Source organism: Nonomuraea sp. NEAU-A123 (genome assembly GCF_018603905.1).
Lineage (GTDB): Bacteria > Actinomycetota > Actinomycetes > Streptosporangiales > Streptosporangiaceae > Nonomuraea.
On sequence record NZ_JAHFZZ010000038.1, the window covers coordinates 33600 to 50780 of the forward strand.

Genomic DNA, 17181 nt, shown 5'->3' on the forward strand with positions numbered 1-17181 from the left:
CGCGGAGCCGCTTGAGCTGCCCGGCGCTCAGCGCTTGAACGCCGCGGCGTGCTCGGCGGCCCACTGGGCGAAGGAACGCGGTGCCCGGCCGGTGACCTGCTCGACGGCCGGGACCACCGTGTAGCCGATCTCGGGGGTGTCGCCGAGCGCGCCGATGAGGAACTCGATCGTCTCCGGCCCCATGCCGTCGGCGCGCCACTTGGCGCGGGCCTCGTCCTCGGAGAGCTCGACGAAGCGGATCTCCTGGCCGACGGCCTCGCTGAGGATGCGCACCTTCTCCGTGGTGGTGATGGCCTGGGGCCCGGTCAGCGTGTACGTCCTGCCCGCGTGGCCGTCGCCCGTCAGCACGGTGGCCGCCACGGCGGCGATGTCGCGCTCGTGCACCATGGCGCTGAGCCGGCCGCCGAACGGCTCCCTGATGACCCCTTCGGCCTTGATCGTCTGAGCCCACCATTGCAGCGTGTTGGACATGAACTCGACCGGCGCCAGCAGCGTCCACTCCAGCTCACTGGCGGCCAGGGCCTGCTCCAGCGGGCCGTCGGCGCGCCCGCCCAGGACGGTGACCTTGCGCACGCCCGACTTGGCGGCCAGCGCCACGAGCTGCTCGCCGGTCTTCAGCGGCGCGTAGTCGTCGCCCGCGAAGTTGATGAGATGCACGGCCTCGACGCCCTCGAAGGCGGTCATGAGGCTGTCCGGCACGGCCAGGTCCCCGGCGACGACCTCCACACCCTCGGGCAGGCCGGCCTTGGCCGGGTCGCGGGTCAGGGCACGCACCTGGTGCCCGTTCCGGGCGAGCTCGTCGACGATGAGGCGGCCGACGGTCCCGGTGGCACCGGTGACGAGGATCGTCATGACAGGCTCCTTCTGGCATTTATGCGGAACGGAACGTTCGGTTCTCACTCTACCAGAACGGAATGCTTTATTCCATGTAATTCTTCAGTGTGATGGCCGTCGCGGCGCGGGCCATGGGCCCGGCGATGCGGTCGATCATCCGGTCGCGGCCGGGCAGGTGGGGGAGCAGCCTGATCATCCTGGTCTGGAACCAGATGACCGCGCGCGACGGCAGCACCATGCCCTTGACATTGGCCGGGCCCAGCTTCTGGTTGACGTCCACGAACCCCCGCATCTCCCGCTCGTAGCCGTCGACGCCGCCGCCGCCGGACGCCAGCTCACCGGCCAGCACGTACGCCCCCACCAGGGCCAGGCTCGTGCCCTGACCCGAGGCCGGTGAGGCGCAGTAGGCGGCGTCGCCGACCAGCACGACCCGGTCCGTCGACCAGCGGTCCATGTGGATCTGGCTGACGGAGTCGAAGTAGAAGTCCGTCGACCCGCGTACGGCTTCGAGCAACTCGGGCACCTCCCACTCGACCCCGGCCATGGCCTGGGCCAGCAGTTCCTTCTGCTGGGCGAGGTCGCGGTGGTCATAGGCGAGCGGCTGCGACGACCACATGAACAGCGCCTTGGCATTGGAGTCCTGCCGCGTGCTGTAGACGTTCGCGGTCCGGCCGGGGGCGGCGTGGACCGCCTCCTCGCGGTCGAGGCCCAGGCGGTTGGGGACCGTACAGATCGAGATGTAGTAGCCGAGGTCGCGGACGAACGCCGACTCGTCGCCGAAGGCCAGCCGGCGGGTGTTGGAGTGCACCCCGTCGGCCCCGACGACCAGGTCGAACCGCCGCGGCGCCGACCGCTCGAAGGTCACCGTGCCGTCCTCGGAGATGCCGGTGATCGAGTCGTCGAAGATGTACTCGACGTCGTCGCGGGTCAGGTCGTACAGGAGCTCGTTGAGGTCGCCGCGCATGATCTCGGCGTCGGTGCCCTCGCGCCCGCCGAACAGGTCGGCGTCCATCTCCGCGATCCGCCGGCCCTTGGCGTCGTAGTGCGTCGCGATCCGCATGTCGGTGCTCTTCGCGCGGACCGCGTCGAGGAGGCCCATCCGCTCGATCACGTCGAGTGCCACGCCGCGGATGTCGACCTTGTAGCCGCCCTCGCGGAGTGAGGGCGCCCGCTCCACCACGGTCGGGGTGAAGCCGTGCTGCCGCAGCCAGTAAGCCGTCGCGGTGCCGGCGATGCTCGCGCCGGAGATCAGGATGTTCGTCATGCCCTGAAAGGTACACACGTCTCAGACGCTTGTCTAGGACTAATTTCTAAGACGGTTGTGTTAGACTCCTGGCATGGGAAACCGGGAAGATCTGCTGGCCGGGGCCAAGCGCTGCCTGATCGAGAAGGGCTACTCGCGCACGACGGCGCGCGACATCGCCACCGCCTCCGGCGTGAGTCTGGCGGGCATCGGCTATCACTTCAGATCGAAGGAAGCGCTGATGAACGAGGTGCTGTTCGAGGTGATGCGCGAGTGGGGCGATGACCTGGCGGCGACGCTGACCGCCGACGTCAAGGCCGACGCGACGCCTCTCCAACGCTTCGAGGCGGCGTGGGACCGGGTGATCGAGTCGTTCGACCGGCTGCGGCCGCTCTGGGTCACCCAGTTCGAGCTGCTGGGCCAGATCGATCACACGCCGGACATCCGGCAGCAGCTCGTGGCCGGCATCCAAGAGGGACGCATCGGGCTCGCGGAGCTGTTCGACGGCATCGACCCGGCGGCCGACCCGGAGCGGGCGCGGCTGGTCGGCACGTTCTACCAGGCCATGCTGACGGGGTTCCTGTCGCAGTGGCTGGTCGACCCGGACAGCGCGCTATCGGGCCGCGAGGTGGTCGCGGCCCTGCGCATGGTCCAGAACTCGGGTTAGAAGGCGCTGATCGTGGCGGGCGCCCGCTCGGCCCGGCTCAGCGTGCGGATCACCGCCGTCGCGCCATGACGGTGTACGGCCAGCCGCGCCAGCAGCTCGACGACCGGATCGATGACCGAGGCCGGCAGCTTGGGGGTCTCCACGCCCACGCTGGCGGCCAGGTCGTCGGAGTGCACGACCAGCTCGATCAGGCGGGTGAGCAGGAAGTCGTCGAATCGCAGGGACCAGCCCGACCACGGCAGGTGCACCACCTTGTCGCGGGCCTGCGCGGGCAGCTCGGCCCGCTGCCGGTCGAACAGCTCGCCGGCTTTGGTGGCCAGCGCCGCCGGGCCGTCGGCGGCGGCCGCCTCACCGGCCCGCCTGATGCCCACGTTGCTCTCGTGGTCGAGACCCGCCTGCACCCACGGCGATCTGGTGTAGTGCTCGATCAGCGGGACCGGCTCGCCGGGCCGCTCGCCGTCGTTGAGCAGGTTGTCCACCCGGACGAGCTGGTGGGCCAGGTGCGCGGCCAGCCCCGCGACGCTGAACTCGTTCAGCGCGCTCGGCTTCTCCCACGAAGCGGCCACAGCGGGCTCGCGCAGCAGCGCCACCGCGGACTCCGCGGCGACCAGATAGGACTCTCTGATCTCCCCCATGTGCCGCCCTTCCCCGGGTTCTGGTGATATGACCCGGCCCACACTATCCCGCGCGGGATCAGGGTGAGCGGGTGCCTCCGAGGGGGAGGTGGGTGTCAGTCCAGGGCGCGCTTGATCGCCGCCCTGATGAAGACCCGGGCCAGCGTCCCGCGCCTGAACCGGCTCAGGAACGGCCGCGGCATGTCGTACCTGCGGGCTCGGATGTCCGCCACCACGTTCATGGGCGCGCCCAGCTCGGCCAGCACGTCCAGGGCCTCCCGCTTGGTGATCAGCCGCCCGTCCCGCAGCGTGACCGTGGCTCTGGCGACGGTGATCATCCCGAGATCCACCCAGACGTCCTGCAGCCAGCGCTTCCGCCCGCGCGTCTTGTCCAGCCAGAAGTCCCGGAGATCGGTCCGGACGAACTCGCTCAGCTCCTGGTCCGACACCGGCGGCAGCAGTCCCGCGGGCGGCTCGCCGTACAGCTCGAGAGCGCCCGCGTGCAGCTCGCGGCGGGTCACCGGCGTGACCGGCCGCTCGTACAGCTCCTGATGTGCCCAGGTCACATGCTCGGTCGCGAAGTCGGACAGCCGGTGCCTGGGCATGTAGGAGCAGTGCAGGTGCTCGACGAGCGGCAGATCGAGCTTCTCGTGCAGCTTGGCGAGCCGCCGCCGCTGCTCCTCGGTGACGTCCGTCTCGACCACCGCGATGAGATCGAGATCGCTCTTGCCCGGCTGGTAGTCGCCCGCCGCGAGCGACCCGTGCGCCCACAAGGCGACGAGGGGTACGGCCGGCCTGAGGTCGTCGAGGAAACGAGTTAGCAGAAGATCGGTGGGCCCGTGCATGATGGCCACTATGGTCGACACGAGATCCAACGGAAAAGTGGCCCTGGTCACCGGCGTGGGCCGCACCGTCGGCATCGGCGCGGGGATCGCCCGCCAGTTGGCGGCCTCGGGCTGGGACATCGCCTACACCTACTGGACGCCGTACGACGAACGCATGGCCTGGGGCGCCGAGCCCGAGGCGGCCGACGCGATCGGCAAGTCCCTGGCCGGGCGCGGCGCGGCGATCGAGGCGGACCTGGCGCACGTCGACACCCCCGCACGGATCTTCGACGAGGCCGAACGCCGGCTGGGCAACGTCACCGCCCTGGTGATGTGCCACTGCGAGTCGGTCGACTCGAGCCTGCTCGACACCACCGTCGCGAGCTTCGACCGGCACTTCGCCGTCAACGCGCGCGCCACCTGGCTGCTGGTCCGCGAGTACGGGCGCCGCTTCACGGGCACCCGCGGCACCGGCCGGATCATCGGCCTCACCAGCGACCACACCGTCGGCAACCTGCCCTACGGCGCGAGCAAGGCCGCCCTGGACCGCATCATCCTGGCCGCCGCCCGCGAGCTGGCCCACCTCGGCGTCAGCGCCAACGTCGTCAACCCCGGCCCGGTGGACACCGGCTGGATGTCGGACGAGACGCGGGAGAGCCTCATCCGCCAGACCCCGCACAACCGCCTCGGCACGCCCCAGGACACCGCCCACCTCGTCGACTTCCTCTGCTCACCCCAGGGACAGTGGATCAACGGTCAACTGCTGATGAGCAACGGCGGCTTCGCCTAGAGCGCGTGGCCCCCCGCCACCTGGAGGACTTGACCGGTGATCCACCGTGCCTGGTGCGAGGCGAGGAACACGACGGCGTCGGCGATGTCGGCCGGCTCGCCCACGCGGCCCAGCGGCACGATCTCGCCGACCCGCGCGTACGTCTCGGCGTCCATCCAACCGGTCTGCACGGGGCCGGGAGCCACCGCGTTGACGCGGATGCCGGCTTTGCCGAGATCGAGTGCGGCGGCCCGGGTAAGGGCCTCCAGCGCCGCCTTGGACGTCCCGTACCCGATCTGGCCGGGGAAGGCGCGGGCGGCGTCCGTGGAGACGTTCACCACGCACGGCCGGCGGCCGTCCCGCTGCCGCCTGGCCAGTTCGGACACGAGCAGGGCGGGGGCGATCGCGTTGACCTCGTAGTGGCGGCGCAGGCCATCGGCGGTGAGGGAGCCGAACGAGTCCGGGGCCTCGCAGTGCGCGGCGTTGTTCACCAGAACGTCGACCGGTCCCAGCCGCCGCTCGACCTCGTCGAGCAGGTGCCGCGCCGCGTCCGGTTCGCGTAGGTCGGCGGGTACGGCCACCGCGTCACGGAGCTCGGCGGCCAGCGCCTCGGCGACGTCCGCGGCGGGGGTGATGTGCTCCCAGGTGACGCCCGGGGGAGCGGATTTCTCGCTGAAGTAGTGCACCGCCACCCGCGCCCCCTCGGCCGAGAAGGCCCGGGCGATCGCCGCGCCGATTCCGCCGCTCGCGCCGGTGACGAGCACGGTCTGACCCGTGAGTTTCGTATCAACCATCCGAGGAGCATGTCGTGATCGATCCACAATTGCGAGGAAGGGTGGCTCTGGTGACCGGGGCCAACCAGGGCATCGGCGCCGCCACCGCGGTCGCCCTGGCCGCGCAGGGGGTCGCCGTGTTCCTGACGTACAAGCGGCTGGCGCCGGTGCGCCATCCGGCCTATCCGGAGGAGTACTACAGGTCGCGGGGCGCGGGGGCCGACGACGTCGTACGGCGCATCCGCGAGGCTGGCGGCACGGCGGAGGCGGCCGAGGCCGACCTGACCGACCCCGAGACGCCGCGAACGCTGTTCGACCTGGCCGAGCGGGCGCTGGGGCCGGTGGACGCGGAGAGTTACGACCGGCAGTTCGCCGTGGACGTACGCGCCGCGACGCTGCTGATCGCCGAGTTCGCCCGGCGCCACATCGAACGCCGAGCGGGCTGGGGCCGCATCATCGGACTCACGTCCGGCGGCCCCGACGGCTTCCCGACCGAGGTCTCGTACGGCGCGGCGAAGGCGGCCCAGGAGAACTTCACCATGTCGGCGGCCCACGAACTGGGCCGCTACGGCGTCACGGCGGGCTGAACAGCGCGCTCACCGACTCGCCGTCGTGGATTCGCCGCATCGCCTCGGCCAGCGCCGGGGCGATCGACAGGACCGTGAGCTTGTCCGTGGGCTTGGGCACGGGCACGGTGTTGGTGCAGACGATCTCCTCGACCTCGGGCAGCGAGCTCAGCCGCTCGATCGAGCCGGCGGCGAACAGCCCGTGCGTGCACGCGATGCGTACGGAGTTGACGCCACGCTCGCGCAGCCGGTCGAGCAGCTCGATGACGGTCGTGCCCCTGGCGATCTCGTCGTCCAGGACGATCACGTCCTTGCCCTCGACCTCGCCGATGACCGAGCTGATCACCACCCGGTCGTCGCTGAAGCGTTGCTTGGCGCCCATCGCCACATCGGCACCGAGCAGCCGGGCGAAGTGCGAGGCCTCCTTGGCGTTGCCCAGGTCGGGGGAGACGACGACGGTGTTGGACAGGTCGTACTGGCGGAAATGGGCGGCCAGCTCGCGCAGCGCGTGCAGGTGGTCGACCGGCACGCTGAAGAAGCCGTGCACCTGCGGCGAGTGCAGCGTCATCGTCAGCACCCGCCCGGCGCCCGCCGTCGCCATCAGGTCCGCCACCAGCCTGGCGCCCATGGAGATGCGCGGCGCATCTTTTTTGTCACTCCGGGCGTAGGCATAATGCGGCATCACCACGGTCGTCCTGGCGGCGGACGCCCCGCGGGCGGCGTCGAGCATGAGCAGCAGCTCGACCAGGTTCTCCTGTACGGGCGGCACCAGCGGCTGGATGATGAAGACGTCGCGTTCCCTGCAGTTGGCCTGGAGCTGGACCTCCAGCACGTCGTTGGCGAAGCGGTTGACCTTGACCGGGTGGAGCGGGGTGCCCAGGTGGGAGCAGATCTCCTCAGCCAGATCGGGGTGGGCACTGCCGCTGAATACCGTGATGTCTCGCACGATTCCGAAAGGATAGCTTCACGGGCTCAGGTAGTGGTGCACCAGGGCGGGTTGACCGGCCGAGTTGTGCCATCGGGCCCGTGAGCTGGCGACGCGCCGCCAGCCGTACCTCTCGTAGGCGGCGATGGCCGCCCGGCCCTCGTCGGAGACCTCCAGCGTGAGGCGCCCGCCCTCGGCGGCGTGGGCGGTGTCGAGCAGGCGGGCGGCGAGTCCGCCGCGCCGGGCGGGCGGCGTGACGAACAGGCGGGTCACGGACGCGCGGACGGGCGTGCCGAGCAGCTCGGCCACCCGCGCCTCGACCTGAGCGAGCCCGACATGGCCGACGATGACCCCTTCCTCGTCCGTGGCGACCCAGGCGCGGAGCAGGTCGCCGGGGGTCAGCCAGCCGTGCGGATCGTCGGGCCAGTCCACGGGATAACGGTCGGCGGCCTGGACCTCGGCCAGGGCCCTTACGCACGCGTCGAGGTCGGCGGGGGTTCTGAGCCTGATCATCGGTTCATCGCCGCCACGGTGAGAGAGTCGAGGTCGGGCACGACCCGCCAGGCGAGGGCCAGCGCGTCGGGAGCGGGCGGATAGCGGGGATGGGGGACGGCGATCACCCGCATCCCGGCCGCGTGCGCCGAGCGCAGGCCGTTGCTCGAATCCTCCACCGCCACACACTCGCGCGGATCGACGCCCAACTGGGCGCTCGCCTCCAGGTAGCCGTCGGGGGCGGGCTTGCCGCGCGGCACCTCCTCGGTGGAGACGGTGACGGCGAAGCGGTCACGGAACCCGGCCGCGTCCAGGACCACCTCGATCAGCGCGCGCGGCGAGGAGCTGGCCAGACCCAGCGTGAGCTCGTCCGCCAGGCGCCGCACCGCCTCGGGCGCCCCCTTCATGAGGGGTACGCCGTGCCGGTAGCGCTCGGCCATCTGGTCCACCACGCCGCGGGCGATCTCGTCGGGAGGCAGCGCCACGCCGAGCTCGTGCAGGTAGGCGGCCCACTCCTGGGTGCTCATGCCCATGAGCCTGGACTGGGTGTCCTCCTGCCAGGTGCCGCCGTGATCGGCGACGAACGCCCGTCGTACCTCCTCCCAGACCGGCTCGGAGTCGACGAGCACCCCGTCGAGATCGAACACGCACGCTTCCACGAAACCCCCCTGTAGCTACTGCGGTCTTTGTCGGGATTGCCCATTATCGAGGATATGCGTTGACCGGTTTCCGGGAATGGGCCCCGTCATGGCGGACCTTCCACTCCACGATCACGGTGACTTCGAGGCGGCGGCGGACCGTGGTTTCGTCGCGAAGTTCAGCCCGGCGGTGGTCAGCTCCGCCGACAGCAAGGTCATCTGGGACGGTGACTCCAACGCCTTCCTGGACCAGGAGTGTCCCGGCAGCGCGCATCCCAGCCTGTGGCGGCAGGCGCGGCTGTCCGCCCGGCAAGGGCTGTACGAGGTGACGGACGGCGTGTACCAGGTACGCGGCTTCGATCTGTCGAACATGACGATCGTCGAGGGCGAGACCGGCGTCATCATCATCGATCCGCTCATCTCCACCGAGTGCGCGGCCGCGGCGCTGCGCCTCTACCGAGCCCATCGCGGCGCCCGGCCGGTGACCGGCGTGATCTACACGCATCCGCACGTCGACCACTTCGGCGGCGTACGCGGCGTCACGGGCGGCGGCGTGCCGGTCCTGGCGCCCGCGGGGTTCCTGCGGAGCGTGGCCCGCGACCACCTCCACGCCTGGTCCGCCACGGCCCGCCGGTCCGTCTACCTGTACGGTCAGGCCCTCGAACGGTCACCGGACGGCCAGATCGGCACGGCCCTGGGCAAGCCAGGGACGATCTCTCTCATAACCCCCACGATCCACGTCGAACGCACGGGACAGGAGGAGACGGTCGACGGGGTACGCATCATCTTCCAGCTCGCCGAGGCGCCACCGGAGCTGGCCCTGTACCTGCCCGGCCACCGGGCCCTGTGCCTGGGCGAGAACGCCACCCGTAACCCGCACAACCTCCTGCCCCTGCGAGACGCCAGGGAGCTGGCCCGGCAGCTCGACGAGATCGTCACGCTGTTCGCGGGGGAGTTCGACGTCGCCTTCGCCTCGCACCACTGGCCCATCTGGGGCGGCCCGGAGATCGCCGGCTACCTGTCGCAGCAGCGCGACCTGTACGCCTACCTGCACGACCAGACCCTGCGGCTGATGAACAAGGGCCTGACCGGAGCGGAGATCGCCGAGGCCATGCGGGTGCCGCCCGGGCTTGAGCAGGTCTGGCACACGCACGGCTACCACGGCCCGGTCGGCCACAACGTCAAGGCCATCTACCAGCGCTATCTGGGCTGGTTCGACGGCAATCCCGCGCACCTGTGGGAGCACCCGCCGAGGGAGAGCGCGATCCGCTACGTGGAGTGCCTCGGCGGCGGGAAAGCCGTCGTCGCCCTCGCCAGGGGCTACCTCAAGGAGCACGACCTGCGCTTCGCCGCGCAACTGCTCAACCACGCGGTCTTCGCCGACGAGGGCAACAAGGAGGCCCGTGACCTGCTCGCCGAGGTGTACACCCGGCTCGGGCACGCCGCGGAGAACGGCACCTGGCGCAACGTCTACCTGACGGGCGCGCTGGAGCTGAGCGACGGCGTCGTGCCGGCCGCCACGGAGCGGGCCGCGCCCGGCCTGGTCGACGCGCTCGGGGTGGACCAGATCCTCGACTCGATCGCCCTCCGCGTCGACGGGCCGCGGGCCTGGAACGAGAGCCTGTCCATCGACTGGCACCTGACCGATCTGGGCGAGAGGTATCGGATCACGCTGTCGAACGGCGCGCTCATCCAGCGGGCCGACCCGCCTGACGGGCCGGTCGACCTGACGCTGCGGCTGACCAAGGCACAACTGCTCGGCCTGCTGGCCGGCCGGGGGGTCGAACGGGTCGAACGGGAGGGCGACATCGGGGTGCTGCGGCGGCTGGTGGCCGTGCTCGACCACCCGATGCCCGACTTCGCCATCGTGACCGCCTAGGTGGTCAGCCGCTACGGCGGGGCGCGAGGCCCGAGATCACGTAGTAGAGGATCCCGGCGAGCACCAGCGCGACCACCACGCCGATGTTGGCCGCCCCGAACGTGCCCGCCTTCATCTGGTCGCTCATCAGGAAGCCCACCACGCGGGCGATGTTCGGGTCCAGGGAGGTGATGAGCCCGATGCCCACGATCGAGGCCACAACCAGCGAGATCACCCCGGGCCAGTTCAGGGCGGGCGCGCCGGGGCGCAGCAGCCGCTCGTCGTAGGACCGGCCGCCCGCGCGCCACCGCCACATGTCGACGAGGAAGACGGCCACCCAGGCGGCCATCACCACCCCGATGATCGCCAGGAACGCCTGGAAGGTCGCCAGGAAGCTGGCGGAGACGAACAGCAGGTAGTAGCCGCCGAGCACCATCAGCGCGCCGTCGACGAGCACCGCGTAGTGCCGCTTGATCGGCACCCCCAGCGCCAGCATGGACAGCCCCGACGAGTAGATGTCCATGATCGCCCCGGCCAGGAACCCGCCGATGGCGGTCAGCAGGTACGGCAGCAGGAACCAGGTCGGCAGGGCGCTCGCCAGCGCCCCGACCGGATCCGCGCCCGCGGCCTCGGCCAGCTTGGGGTCGCCGCCGGCCAGCAGCACGCCGAAGACGAGCAGCACCATGGGCGGCACCGCCCCGCCCACCGCCGTCCACAGGGCCACCGACGACGGCTTGGAGCCGGCGGGCAGGTAGCGCGAGTAGTCGGCGCCGCAGTTGACCCAGCCCAGGCCGAGCAGCGTCATCGCGAAGATGACCGAGCCCACCCAGGCGCCGGGCCCGGCGGTGGTGTCCAGTGTGGTGCCGAGCCTCGGGGCCATCAGGATCATGTACACGACGGTCAGCACGACGAACGCGTACGTCAGGTACCGCTGCACCACCATGATCAACGCGTGGCCGTACACCCCGACCACGATCACGACCAGCGCGGCGACCGCGAAGCAGACCGCCACGGCGGTCGTGCCGGGAATGCCGGGCGCCACCCGGTTCAGGATCGCCGCGCCGCCCTGGGCCGACAGCGTGACGAGCACGATCTCCCAGCCGACGTTCGAGATGTAGGACAGGACGGCCGGCAGCTTGTTGCCCTGGTAGCCGAAGGGGGCGCGGCCGAGCGTCATCGTCGGCACCCCCGACCGGGTGCCCGCGATCGCGACCAGCCCGACCAGCCCGAACGACAGCGCGTAACCGAGCGCCCCGGTGATGATCGCCGGGAAGACCCCCAGGCCCAGCCCGACGATGTAGACACCGAAGGCGACGCCGAAGAGGGAGAGGTTGGATCCGGCCCACGGCCAGAACAGGTCCGCGGGCTTACCATGCCGCTCGGCGGCCGGAACGGCGTTGATGCCGTTCTGCTCAACGGTCATCGTGTCCATGATCGGACATTACACCCGGCGACCTCGCCTGCCCCAGAGCGAACGCCGGATCAGCCGCCGAGCTCCAGCAGGGTGGCCTCCACCTTCGGGTCCAGGCCGACGGGCGGCCGGTCGGTACGCATGGGCGCCCGGCCGCCGATGCCCCGCAGCCAGGCCCACGTGTCGGCCACCGTCTCCGCCACCGGCCGGATCCGCAGCCCCGCCGCCACCGCCTTCGACACGTCACCCCGGTGCATGCTGTCGTGGTCCTCGCCCTGCAGCCAGATCGGCAGATCGGTCCACGGCGCCACACCGGCCGCCAGGATCGCCTCCGGCTCCACCCACCGCAGCTCGGCCCCGGACCCGGTCACGCGGACGCAGGCCTCCAGCAACTCCTCCATGGTGGCGAACCCCGACGGGCTCACCACGTTGTACGCCCCGCCGAGCCCGTCGCCGGCCGCCTCAAGACACCACTGGGCCAGGTCGCGCGCGTCCACGTACTGCAGGGGCAGCCCGGCGGGCCCCGGCGCGAGCACCGGCCCGCCCCGCGCGATCCTGCTCAACCACCACGGCAGCCGCCCGATGTTCTCGTAGGGCCCCAGAATCAGCCCCGCCCGAGCCAGCAGCGCCCGCTCACCGAACGCCGCCACCGCGGCCAGCTCGCCACCGGCCTTGAACCGCGCGTAACCCACCTCGCCGCCGTCATCGGCCGACGCCTCCACCATTGGAGCGTCCTCACCGGCACCGGCCGCCGTCGGATAGGTGTAGACGGACCGGCTGGACACATAGACGTAGTGTCCCGCCCGCCCGGCCAGCAGCGCCGCCGTGTCGCGTACGGCGGACGGCGCCCACGACCAGGTGTCGACCACGACGTCCCACTCACCGGTGCCGAGCGCGGCCAGCCCGCCCGGCTCCGCCCGATCGCCCCGCAGCGCCGTCACCGCGGGTGCCGGGGCATGCGTGCCCCGGTTGAACACGGTCACGTCCCAGCCGGAGGCGAGCGCCTCGTCGACGAAGGCCCGCCCCACGAACTCCGTCCCGCCCAGCACCAGAAGCCTCATGCCCACACCCTGCCGCCCATGGCGACCGCCCGGTAGCCGTGCACGCTGAAAGCGGAATCGCCGAAAGCAGAATCTTGTCACTCTCCGCTACTCCTTAGCGCTGCAAAGGTAGATATATCAGCAGGTAGGACCCAATAGCGGTTTAAGCGTCATGAATGGGTATGGGATTACAGGCAGTGATATAGGGAGACATTGGTTAGTGAAAAGGATCTATCCTCGCTCGATCCGGGCGCGTTTGACCGTACTTGCGAGTCTGATCGCGGCCGTGGTACTCACCTCGACGGCGGTCATCACGCTGGCCACGCTGCCCAGCAGCCTCCGCGGCGCCGTGCAGAACAGGGTTGAGCTGGACGTACGGCGGGTCGCGAGCGACGCCCGGACGACCCAGCTGCGCAGCATGCTGCCCACGTCGCCCCGCGTCCACCTCCTTCAGGTGGTCTCCCGCGAGGGCACCGTTCTGGCGGCCAGCCACAACCTGCGGGGCAAGCCGCCCATCACGGACATTCAGCTGGCCAAGCCGGAAACGATCTACGCCACCGAAGGCCGGCTCACCGGCGACCCCGAGGTCATAGAGCCCGATGAAAAGTACCTGATCATGGCCATGGAGTCGCAGACGCCATACGGCAAGGTGACGGTGTACGGCGCGGCGTCGCTGGGCGATGTCGACCGAGCGCTGGGGTGGCTCTATGCCGTGATCTTCCTCGGCATCCCTTTGGTGCTGGTCATCGTCGGGAGCATCACCTGGACCGTGGTCGGCCAGGCCCTGAGCCCGGTCGAGCGCATCCGGACCGAACTGGCCGAGATCACCGGGCACGACCTGAGCCGCCGGGTTCCCGTACCCGACAACGGGGACGAGATCACTCAGTTGGCCGCGACCACCAACCACACCCTCGAGCGGTTGGAACGTTCCGCCGAGACGCAACGCCGCTTCGTGGCCGACGCCTCACACGAGCTCCGCAGCCCCATCACCGCGCTGCGCACCCAACTGGAGGTCGCCACCGCCTACCCGGACGACACGGACTGGCCCTCGACAGGCGCCAGGGCCCTGATGTCCGCCGACCGCCTGACCCACATCATCGACGAGCTCCTGATGCTGGCCCGGCTGGACGCGGGCGCGGTCACCGACCGGTACGTCGTCGACACCTGCCGCCTGGCGGAGGAACAGGAGCGGCGCCGCGCGGGAGGCGCCGTCAGCATCGTCACCGACGCGCCGGGCACGGCCCCCGTCCTGGGCTCTCCCCTGCAGCTTGACCGGCTGCTGACCAACCTGCTCGACAACGCCACCAGGCACGCGAGCGCCAAGATCTACCTCCAGGTGGCAGTGGACGAATGGGACAAGGCCGTCATCATCAAGGTCACGGACGACGGACCGGGCATCGCGCCGGAGTATCGGGACTGCGTCTTCGAGCGCTTCACCCGCCTGCCCGAAGCCCGGGCCAAGGACAAGGACGGCAGCGGCCTCGGCCTGGCCCTGTCGCGGGAGATCGCCCTGGCGCACCAGGGGACCCTGACGATCAGCGACCACTCCCCCGGCGCCCAGTTCGTCACCCGCCTCCCGCTGTACGTGGAAGGCTATTCACCGGCGTGAGCGGTTCGCGCCCGTCCAGGACGGCCGCCACGTTCGACACCGACAGGCCGCACATCCGCTCGCGGGTCGCCGTGCCCGCGCTGCCGATGTGCGGGGTTAGCACGGTGTTGCCGAGCTCGACCAGCGCCGGGTTCACCGCCGGCTCGCCCTCGAACACGTCGAGGGCCGCCGCCCCGATCGTCCCCGACCGCAGCGCCGCCACCAGCGCCTCCTCGTCCACGATGCCGCCACGAGCGGTGTTGACCAGGATCGCGGTGCGCTTCATGCGGCGCAGGGCAGCGGCGTCGATGAGGTGACGGGTGGCCGGGGTGAGCGGGCAGTGCAGGGTGACCACGTCGGCACGCTCCAGCAGCCCGGGGAGCTCGACGAACTCGACACCCCGCCGCTCGTCGTCCGACAGCGGCGAGGAGGTGGGCGTGGCCAGGATCTCCATGTCGAAGGCGCGGGCGCGGCGGGCGACGGCCCGCCCGATGCGGCCGTAGCCGACGACGCCGAGCGTCGTCCCGGCACTGAGGTCCAGGCCGAGCAGCATGCGCGGCCCCCAGATCCATGGAGTACGGTCCCGCAGCAGCCGGTCGCCGTCGAGCACGCGGCGCGCGGCGGCCAGGATCAGCGCCATCGTCAGGTCGGCGGTGGCGCCGTCGAGCACGCCCGGGGTGTTGGTGACCTGGATCCCGCGCTCGGTGGCCGCCGCCACGTCGATGTTGTCGTAGCCGACCGCGGTGTTGGCGACGATCCGCAGCGCCGGGCCCGCCGCGTCGAGGAACTCGGCGTCGATGCGCTCGGTGAGCGTGCACACGACCGCCTCCGCGCCCGCGGCCCGGCTCAGGAGCGTGGCCCGGTCGGGCGGGTCCTCCTCGCCGGCCACCACGGGATGGCCGAGTGAGCGTACGAGCTCCATGGCGGCGTCGGTCAAGGTGCGGGTCACGTAGATCATCGACTCTCCTCCCTACGGACGGCCCACGATAGAGGGTCAGGCGGGTGGACGCGGTGCTCTGGAAGCGGTGAGGGGCCCGCTTCGGAAACCGGAAGCGGGCCCCTCAGATTGTTTCGCTAGGGAGTGACGGTGATGCGGTTGGTGGCGGGCGGAGCGATCGGGTTGTCGCGGCCCAGCTGGTCGACGAAGGCGTCGATGTCCAGCGGCCCACTCCAGAGGTCCGTACCGTCCTTGAAGCCCAGGAAGGCGTCACCGCCGCCGACCAGGAAGTTGTTCGCCGCGACCCGGATCGTCTGCGTGTCCGTCACCGCGACGCCGTCGATCTTCATGTTCGAGACCTTGGCCCCCCACGCCGCGCCACTGCTGTAGGTGTAGGTGAAGTTCGCCGACGGCTGGAGGATCTTGGTGAACGGCTGGGCGTTCGGCCCACCGGTGAACTGCTGCTCCAAGACCGTCTTGAGCTGCGCACCGGTCAGCGTCACGACCTGCATCAGGTTGTTGAACGGCTGCACGGTGAACGCCTCGCCATAGGTGACCACGCCGTCACCCTCACCCGCCGAGGAGCCGGCGTAAGTGAGCGAGGCTCGGACGCCACCCGGGTTCATCAGGGCGATCTGCGCGTTGCCGCCCGTCTTGGTGGCAGCGAGTTGGCCGTCGGCGATGAGGTCACCGAGCGGCGACTCGCCGCTGGGGGCGGCGGTGTTGGTGATGTCCGCGGTGATCCGGCCGACGGCCTTGTTGGCGACCGGGGCGACACGATCCTTCCACGTCTGCACGAACGCGGAAATTTCGGGATCTGGGGTGACTGTGCGGGTCACTACGTGGTTGTCCGCCACCACCGAGGCGCGGTCGATGTCCCGCGTCTTGACGTTCACGTTGAGGTCGACCTGCGTGATGACGCGGCCGAACGAGCCGCCCTGCGAGTACAGGCGGTCCTGGCCGGCCGGGTCCTTGACCTTGCACAGGTACGCCTGGTGCGAGTGGCCGCTGAGAATCACGTCGATCTCGGGGTCGACCTGCGTGGCGATGCGGTTGCCCGCGCCCGGGACGGCGCTGCACGCGTCCGGCGACTGGCCCGCGGTCACCTGGTCGCCCTCGTGCACGAGCACGACCTGGGCCTTGACGCCTACCAGCTTGAGCAGCTTGGACGCCAGGTTCGCGGCCTTGACCTCGTCCACGAACTTGAGGTCCTTGATGCCCTCGGCCGTGACGATGTTCGGGGTGGTCTGGGTGACCAGGCCGATGAAGCCGATCGGCACGCCGTTCATCCACTTGACGCTGACCGGCGGCAGGGCGGGCACGCCCCAGTCGCTCATCAGCTTCTTGGCCTGCGCCTGCTGCGCACCCAGCGCCGCGAGCGCGTCGGTCTTCTCGTCCGGGTTCTTGAACAGGACGTTGGCGCCCACGTAGTCGTACTGGGCGCCCTTCCACGGACCGGCGGGCGAGCACCCGTCCACCGGGTGGCAGCCGCCCTTCATGATCCGGCGCAGCTCCGTGTAACCCTCGTCGAACTCGTGGTTGCCGACCGCGGCCACCTTGAGCCCGAGCTTGCCCATGAACTCGACGGACGGCTCGTCGTGGTAGGCCGCCGAGATCAGCGGGCTCGCGCCGATCAGGTCGCCCTGGGCCACCGCGATCGTGTTCTTGTCGGTGAGGGCCTTCATGTGCGTGGCGACGTACGCGGCGCCGCCCGCCTCGACGGTGGCGCCCGTCTCGTCGACCATCCGGCTGGAGGAGCCGGTCGGGGGTTCGAGGTTGCCATGGAAGTCGTTGAGCGCGAGCAGCCGGACCGGAACGGTCTTCGGTGCCTTGCTCGCGTCCGCGGGGGCGGCCGCCGCGGCGAACCCGCCCGCGGCGACGGCTCCGGCCAGGACGAGCCGGAGGAGGGAACGTGGGGTCATGGCCCTAGACGTTACGGCGGTAAGCCATGCAGCCAATGTCGCAAAGGTAACGATTCATCGGCCTGCCACATGGCGTTATT

The 17181-nt window shown here is 70.5% G+C and carries 17 protein-coding genes; 5 read left to right on the forward strand and 12 right to left on the reverse strand.

All coding sequences use genetic code 11. The features are described 5' to 3' along the window. Positions 1-27: 27 nt before the first annotated feature. A complete protein-coding gene (locus tag KLK06_RS55735) occupies positions 28-852 on the reverse strand; it encodes an NAD(P)H-binding protein (RefSeq protein WP_214644021.1) in 825 nt (274 codons plus the stop codon). A gap of 67 nt (positions 853-919) precedes the next feature. Then, positions 920-2098, reverse strand: coding sequence for an FAD-dependent monooxygenase (locus tag KLK06_RS55740; protein ID WP_214644022.1), 1179 nt, complete (start codon positions 2096-2098; stop codon positions 920-922). Between the two features lie 73 nt (positions 2099-2171). Between KLK06_RS55740 and KLK06_RS55745 the strand changes: the two genes are divergently transcribed. Next, the gene (locus KLK06_RS55745; protein ID WP_214644023.1) at positions 2172-2744 is read left to right on the forward strand and encodes a TetR/AcrR family transcriptional regulator; all 573 of its coding nucleotides are present in this window, start codon (positions 2172-2174) and stop codon (positions 2742-2744) included. Here the strand turns inward: KLK06_RS55745 and KLK06_RS55750 are convergent. After that, a complete protein-coding gene (locus KLK06_RS55750; protein ID WP_214644024.1) occupies positions 2741-3379 on the reverse strand; it encodes a maleylpyruvate isomerase N-terminal domain-containing protein in 639 nt (212 codons plus the stop codon). The genes KLK06_RS55745 and KLK06_RS55750 overlap by 4 nt on opposite strands. Positions 3380-3474: 95 nt before the next feature. Further along, entirely contained in the window at positions 3475-4203 is a 729-nt protein-coding gene (locus KLK06_RS55755; RefSeq protein WP_250907557.1) for a nucleotidyltransferase domain-containing protein, read from the reverse strand. Positions 4204-4213: 10 nt separating this feature from the next. On the opposite strand from KLK06_RS55755, the gene KLK06_RS55760 reads away from it, so the two are divergent. After that, on the forward strand, positions 4214-4972 hold the full coding sequence (locus KLK06_RS55760) for an SDR family oxidoreductase (protein ID WP_250907558.1): 759 nt from the start codon (positions 4214-4216) through the stop codon (positions 4970-4972). On the opposite strand, the gene KLK06_RS55765 is transcribed toward KLK06_RS55760, so the two are convergent. Further along, on the reverse strand, positions 4969-5745 hold the full coding sequence (locus tag KLK06_RS55765; protein WP_214644025.1) for an SDR family NAD(P)-dependent oxidoreductase: 777 nt from the start codon (positions 5743-5745) through the stop codon (positions 4969-4971). The two genes, KLK06_RS55760 and KLK06_RS55765, sit on opposite strands and share 4 nt — an antisense overlap. Before the next feature lie 14 nt (positions 5746-5759). Here KLK06_RS55765 and KLK06_RS55770 point away from each other — a divergent pair, with 14 nt between their 5' ends. Next, positions 5760-6311, forward strand: a complete 552-nt coding sequence (locus KLK06_RS55770) for an SDR family NAD(P)-dependent oxidoreductase (RefSeq protein ID WP_214644026.1) — start codon at positions 5760-5762, stop codon at positions 6309-6311. Here the strand turns inward: KLK06_RS55770 and KLK06_RS55775 are convergent. From KLK06_RS55775 to KLK06_RS55785, 3 genes are read right to left on the reverse strand one after another with little or no spacing between them, the layout of a single operon-like run. Continuing rightward, on the reverse strand, positions 6298-7236 hold the full coding sequence (locus KLK06_RS55775; RefSeq protein ID WP_214644027.1) for a ribose-phosphate pyrophosphokinase: 939 nt from the start codon (positions 7234-7236) through the stop codon (positions 6298-6300). The genes KLK06_RS55770 and KLK06_RS55775 overlap by 14 nt on opposite strands. Positions 7237-7254: 18 nt before the next feature. Continuing rightward, a complete protein-coding gene (locus tag KLK06_RS55780) occupies positions 7255-7728 on the reverse strand; it encodes a GNAT family N-acetyltransferase (RefSeq protein ID WP_214644028.1) in 474 nt (157 codons plus the stop codon). Further along, the gene (locus KLK06_RS55785) at positions 7725-8354 is read right to left on the reverse strand and encodes an HAD family phosphatase (protein WP_214644029.1); all 630 of its coding nucleotides are present in this window, start codon (positions 8352-8354) and stop codon (positions 7725-7727) included. The genes KLK06_RS55780 and KLK06_RS55785 overlap by 4 nt, the downstream gene beginning before the upstream one ends. A gap of 100 nt (positions 8355-8454) precedes the next feature. On the opposite strand from KLK06_RS55785, the gene KLK06_RS55790 reads away from it, so the two are divergent. Continuing rightward, positions 8455-10224: an alkyl/aryl-sulfatase gene (locus tag KLK06_RS55790; RefSeq protein WP_214644030.1), complete on the forward strand. Its 1770-nt coding sequence runs from the start codon at positions 8455-8457 to the stop codon at positions 10222-10224. Between the two features lie 4 nt (positions 10225-10228). On the opposite strand, the gene KLK06_RS55795 is transcribed toward KLK06_RS55790, so the two are convergent. Beyond that, on the reverse strand, positions 10229-11635 hold the full coding sequence (locus KLK06_RS55795; protein WP_214644031.1) for a cytosine permease: 1407 nt from the start codon (positions 11633-11635) through the stop codon (positions 10229-10231). Positions 11636-11685: 50 nt separating this feature from the next. Beyond that, positions 11686-12675: an NAD-dependent epimerase/dehydratase family protein gene (locus tag KLK06_RS55800; protein ID WP_214644032.1), complete on the reverse strand. Its 990-nt coding sequence runs from the start codon at positions 12673-12675 to the stop codon at positions 11686-11688. Positions 12676-12940: 265 nt separating this feature from the next. Between KLK06_RS55800 and KLK06_RS55805 the strand changes: the two genes are divergently transcribed. Then, positions 12941-14263: a HAMP domain-containing sensor histidine kinase gene (locus KLK06_RS55805; protein WP_214644033.1), complete on the forward strand. Its 1323-nt coding sequence runs from the start codon at positions 12941-12943 to the stop codon at positions 14261-14263. Here KLK06_RS55805 and KLK06_RS55810 read toward each other — a convergent pair. Beyond that, entirely contained in the window at positions 14220-15200 is a 981-nt protein-coding gene (locus KLK06_RS55810; protein WP_214644034.1) for a D-glycerate dehydrogenase, read from the reverse strand. The genes KLK06_RS55805 and KLK06_RS55810 overlap by 44 nt on opposite strands. Before the next feature lie 116 nt (positions 15201-15316). Beyond that, on the reverse strand, positions 15317-17101 hold the full coding sequence (locus KLK06_RS55815) for a bifunctional UDP-sugar hydrolase/5'-nucleotidase (RefSeq protein ID WP_214644035.1): 1785 nt from the start codon (positions 17099-17101) through the stop codon (positions 15317-15319). Positions 17102-17181: the final 80 nt, after the last annotated feature.

Coding starts and splice junctions, on each gene's coding strand:
- KLK06_RS55735 (WP_214644021.1), bottom strand. CDS start 852: ATGACGATCCTCGTCACCGGTGCCACCGGGACCGTCGGCCGCCTCATC.
- KLK06_RS55740 (WP_214644022.1), bottom strand. CDS start 2,098: ATGACGAACATCCTGATCTCCGGCGCGAGCATCGCCGGCACCGCGACG.
- KLK06_RS55745 (WP_214644023.1), top strand. CDS start 2,172: ATGGGAAACCGGGAAGATCTGCTGGCCGGGGCCAAGCGCTGCCTGATC.
- KLK06_RS55750 (WP_214644024.1), bottom strand. CDS start 3,379: ATGGGGGAGATCAGAGAGTCCTATCTGGTCGCCGCGGAGTCCGCGGTG.
- KLK06_RS55755 (WP_250907557.1), bottom strand. CDS start 4,203: ATGCACGGGCCCACCGATCTTCTGCTAACTCGTTTCCTCGACGACCTC.
- KLK06_RS55760 (WP_250907558.1), top strand. CDS start 4,214: ATGGTCGACACGAGATCCAACGGAAAAGTGGCCCTGGTCACCGGCGTG.
- KLK06_RS55765 (WP_214644025.1), bottom strand. CDS start 5,745: ATGGTTGATACGAAACTCACGGGTCAGACCGTGCTCGTCACCGGCGCG.
- KLK06_RS55780 (WP_214644028.1), bottom strand. CDS start 7,728: ATGATCAGGCTCAGAACCCCCGCCGACCTCGACGCGTGCGTAAGGGCC.
- KLK06_RS55790 (WP_214644030.1), top strand. CDS start 8,455: ATGGCGGACCTTCCACTCCACGATCACGGTGACTTCGAGGCGGCGGCG.
- KLK06_RS55795 (WP_214644031.1), bottom strand. CDS start 11,635: ATGGACACGATGACCGTTGAGCAGAACGGCATCAACGCCGTTCCGGCC.
- KLK06_RS55800 (WP_214644032.1), bottom strand. CDS start 12,675: ATGAGGCTTCTGGTGCTGGGCGGGACGGAGTTCGTGGGGCGGGCCTTC.
- KLK06_RS55810 (WP_214644034.1), bottom strand. CDS start 15,200: ATGATCTACGTGACCCGCACCTTGACCGACGCCGCCATGGAGCTCGTA.
- KLK06_RS55815 (WP_214644035.1), bottom strand. CDS start 17,101: ATGACCCCACGTTCCCTCCTCCGGCTCGTCCTGGCCGGAGCCGTCGCC.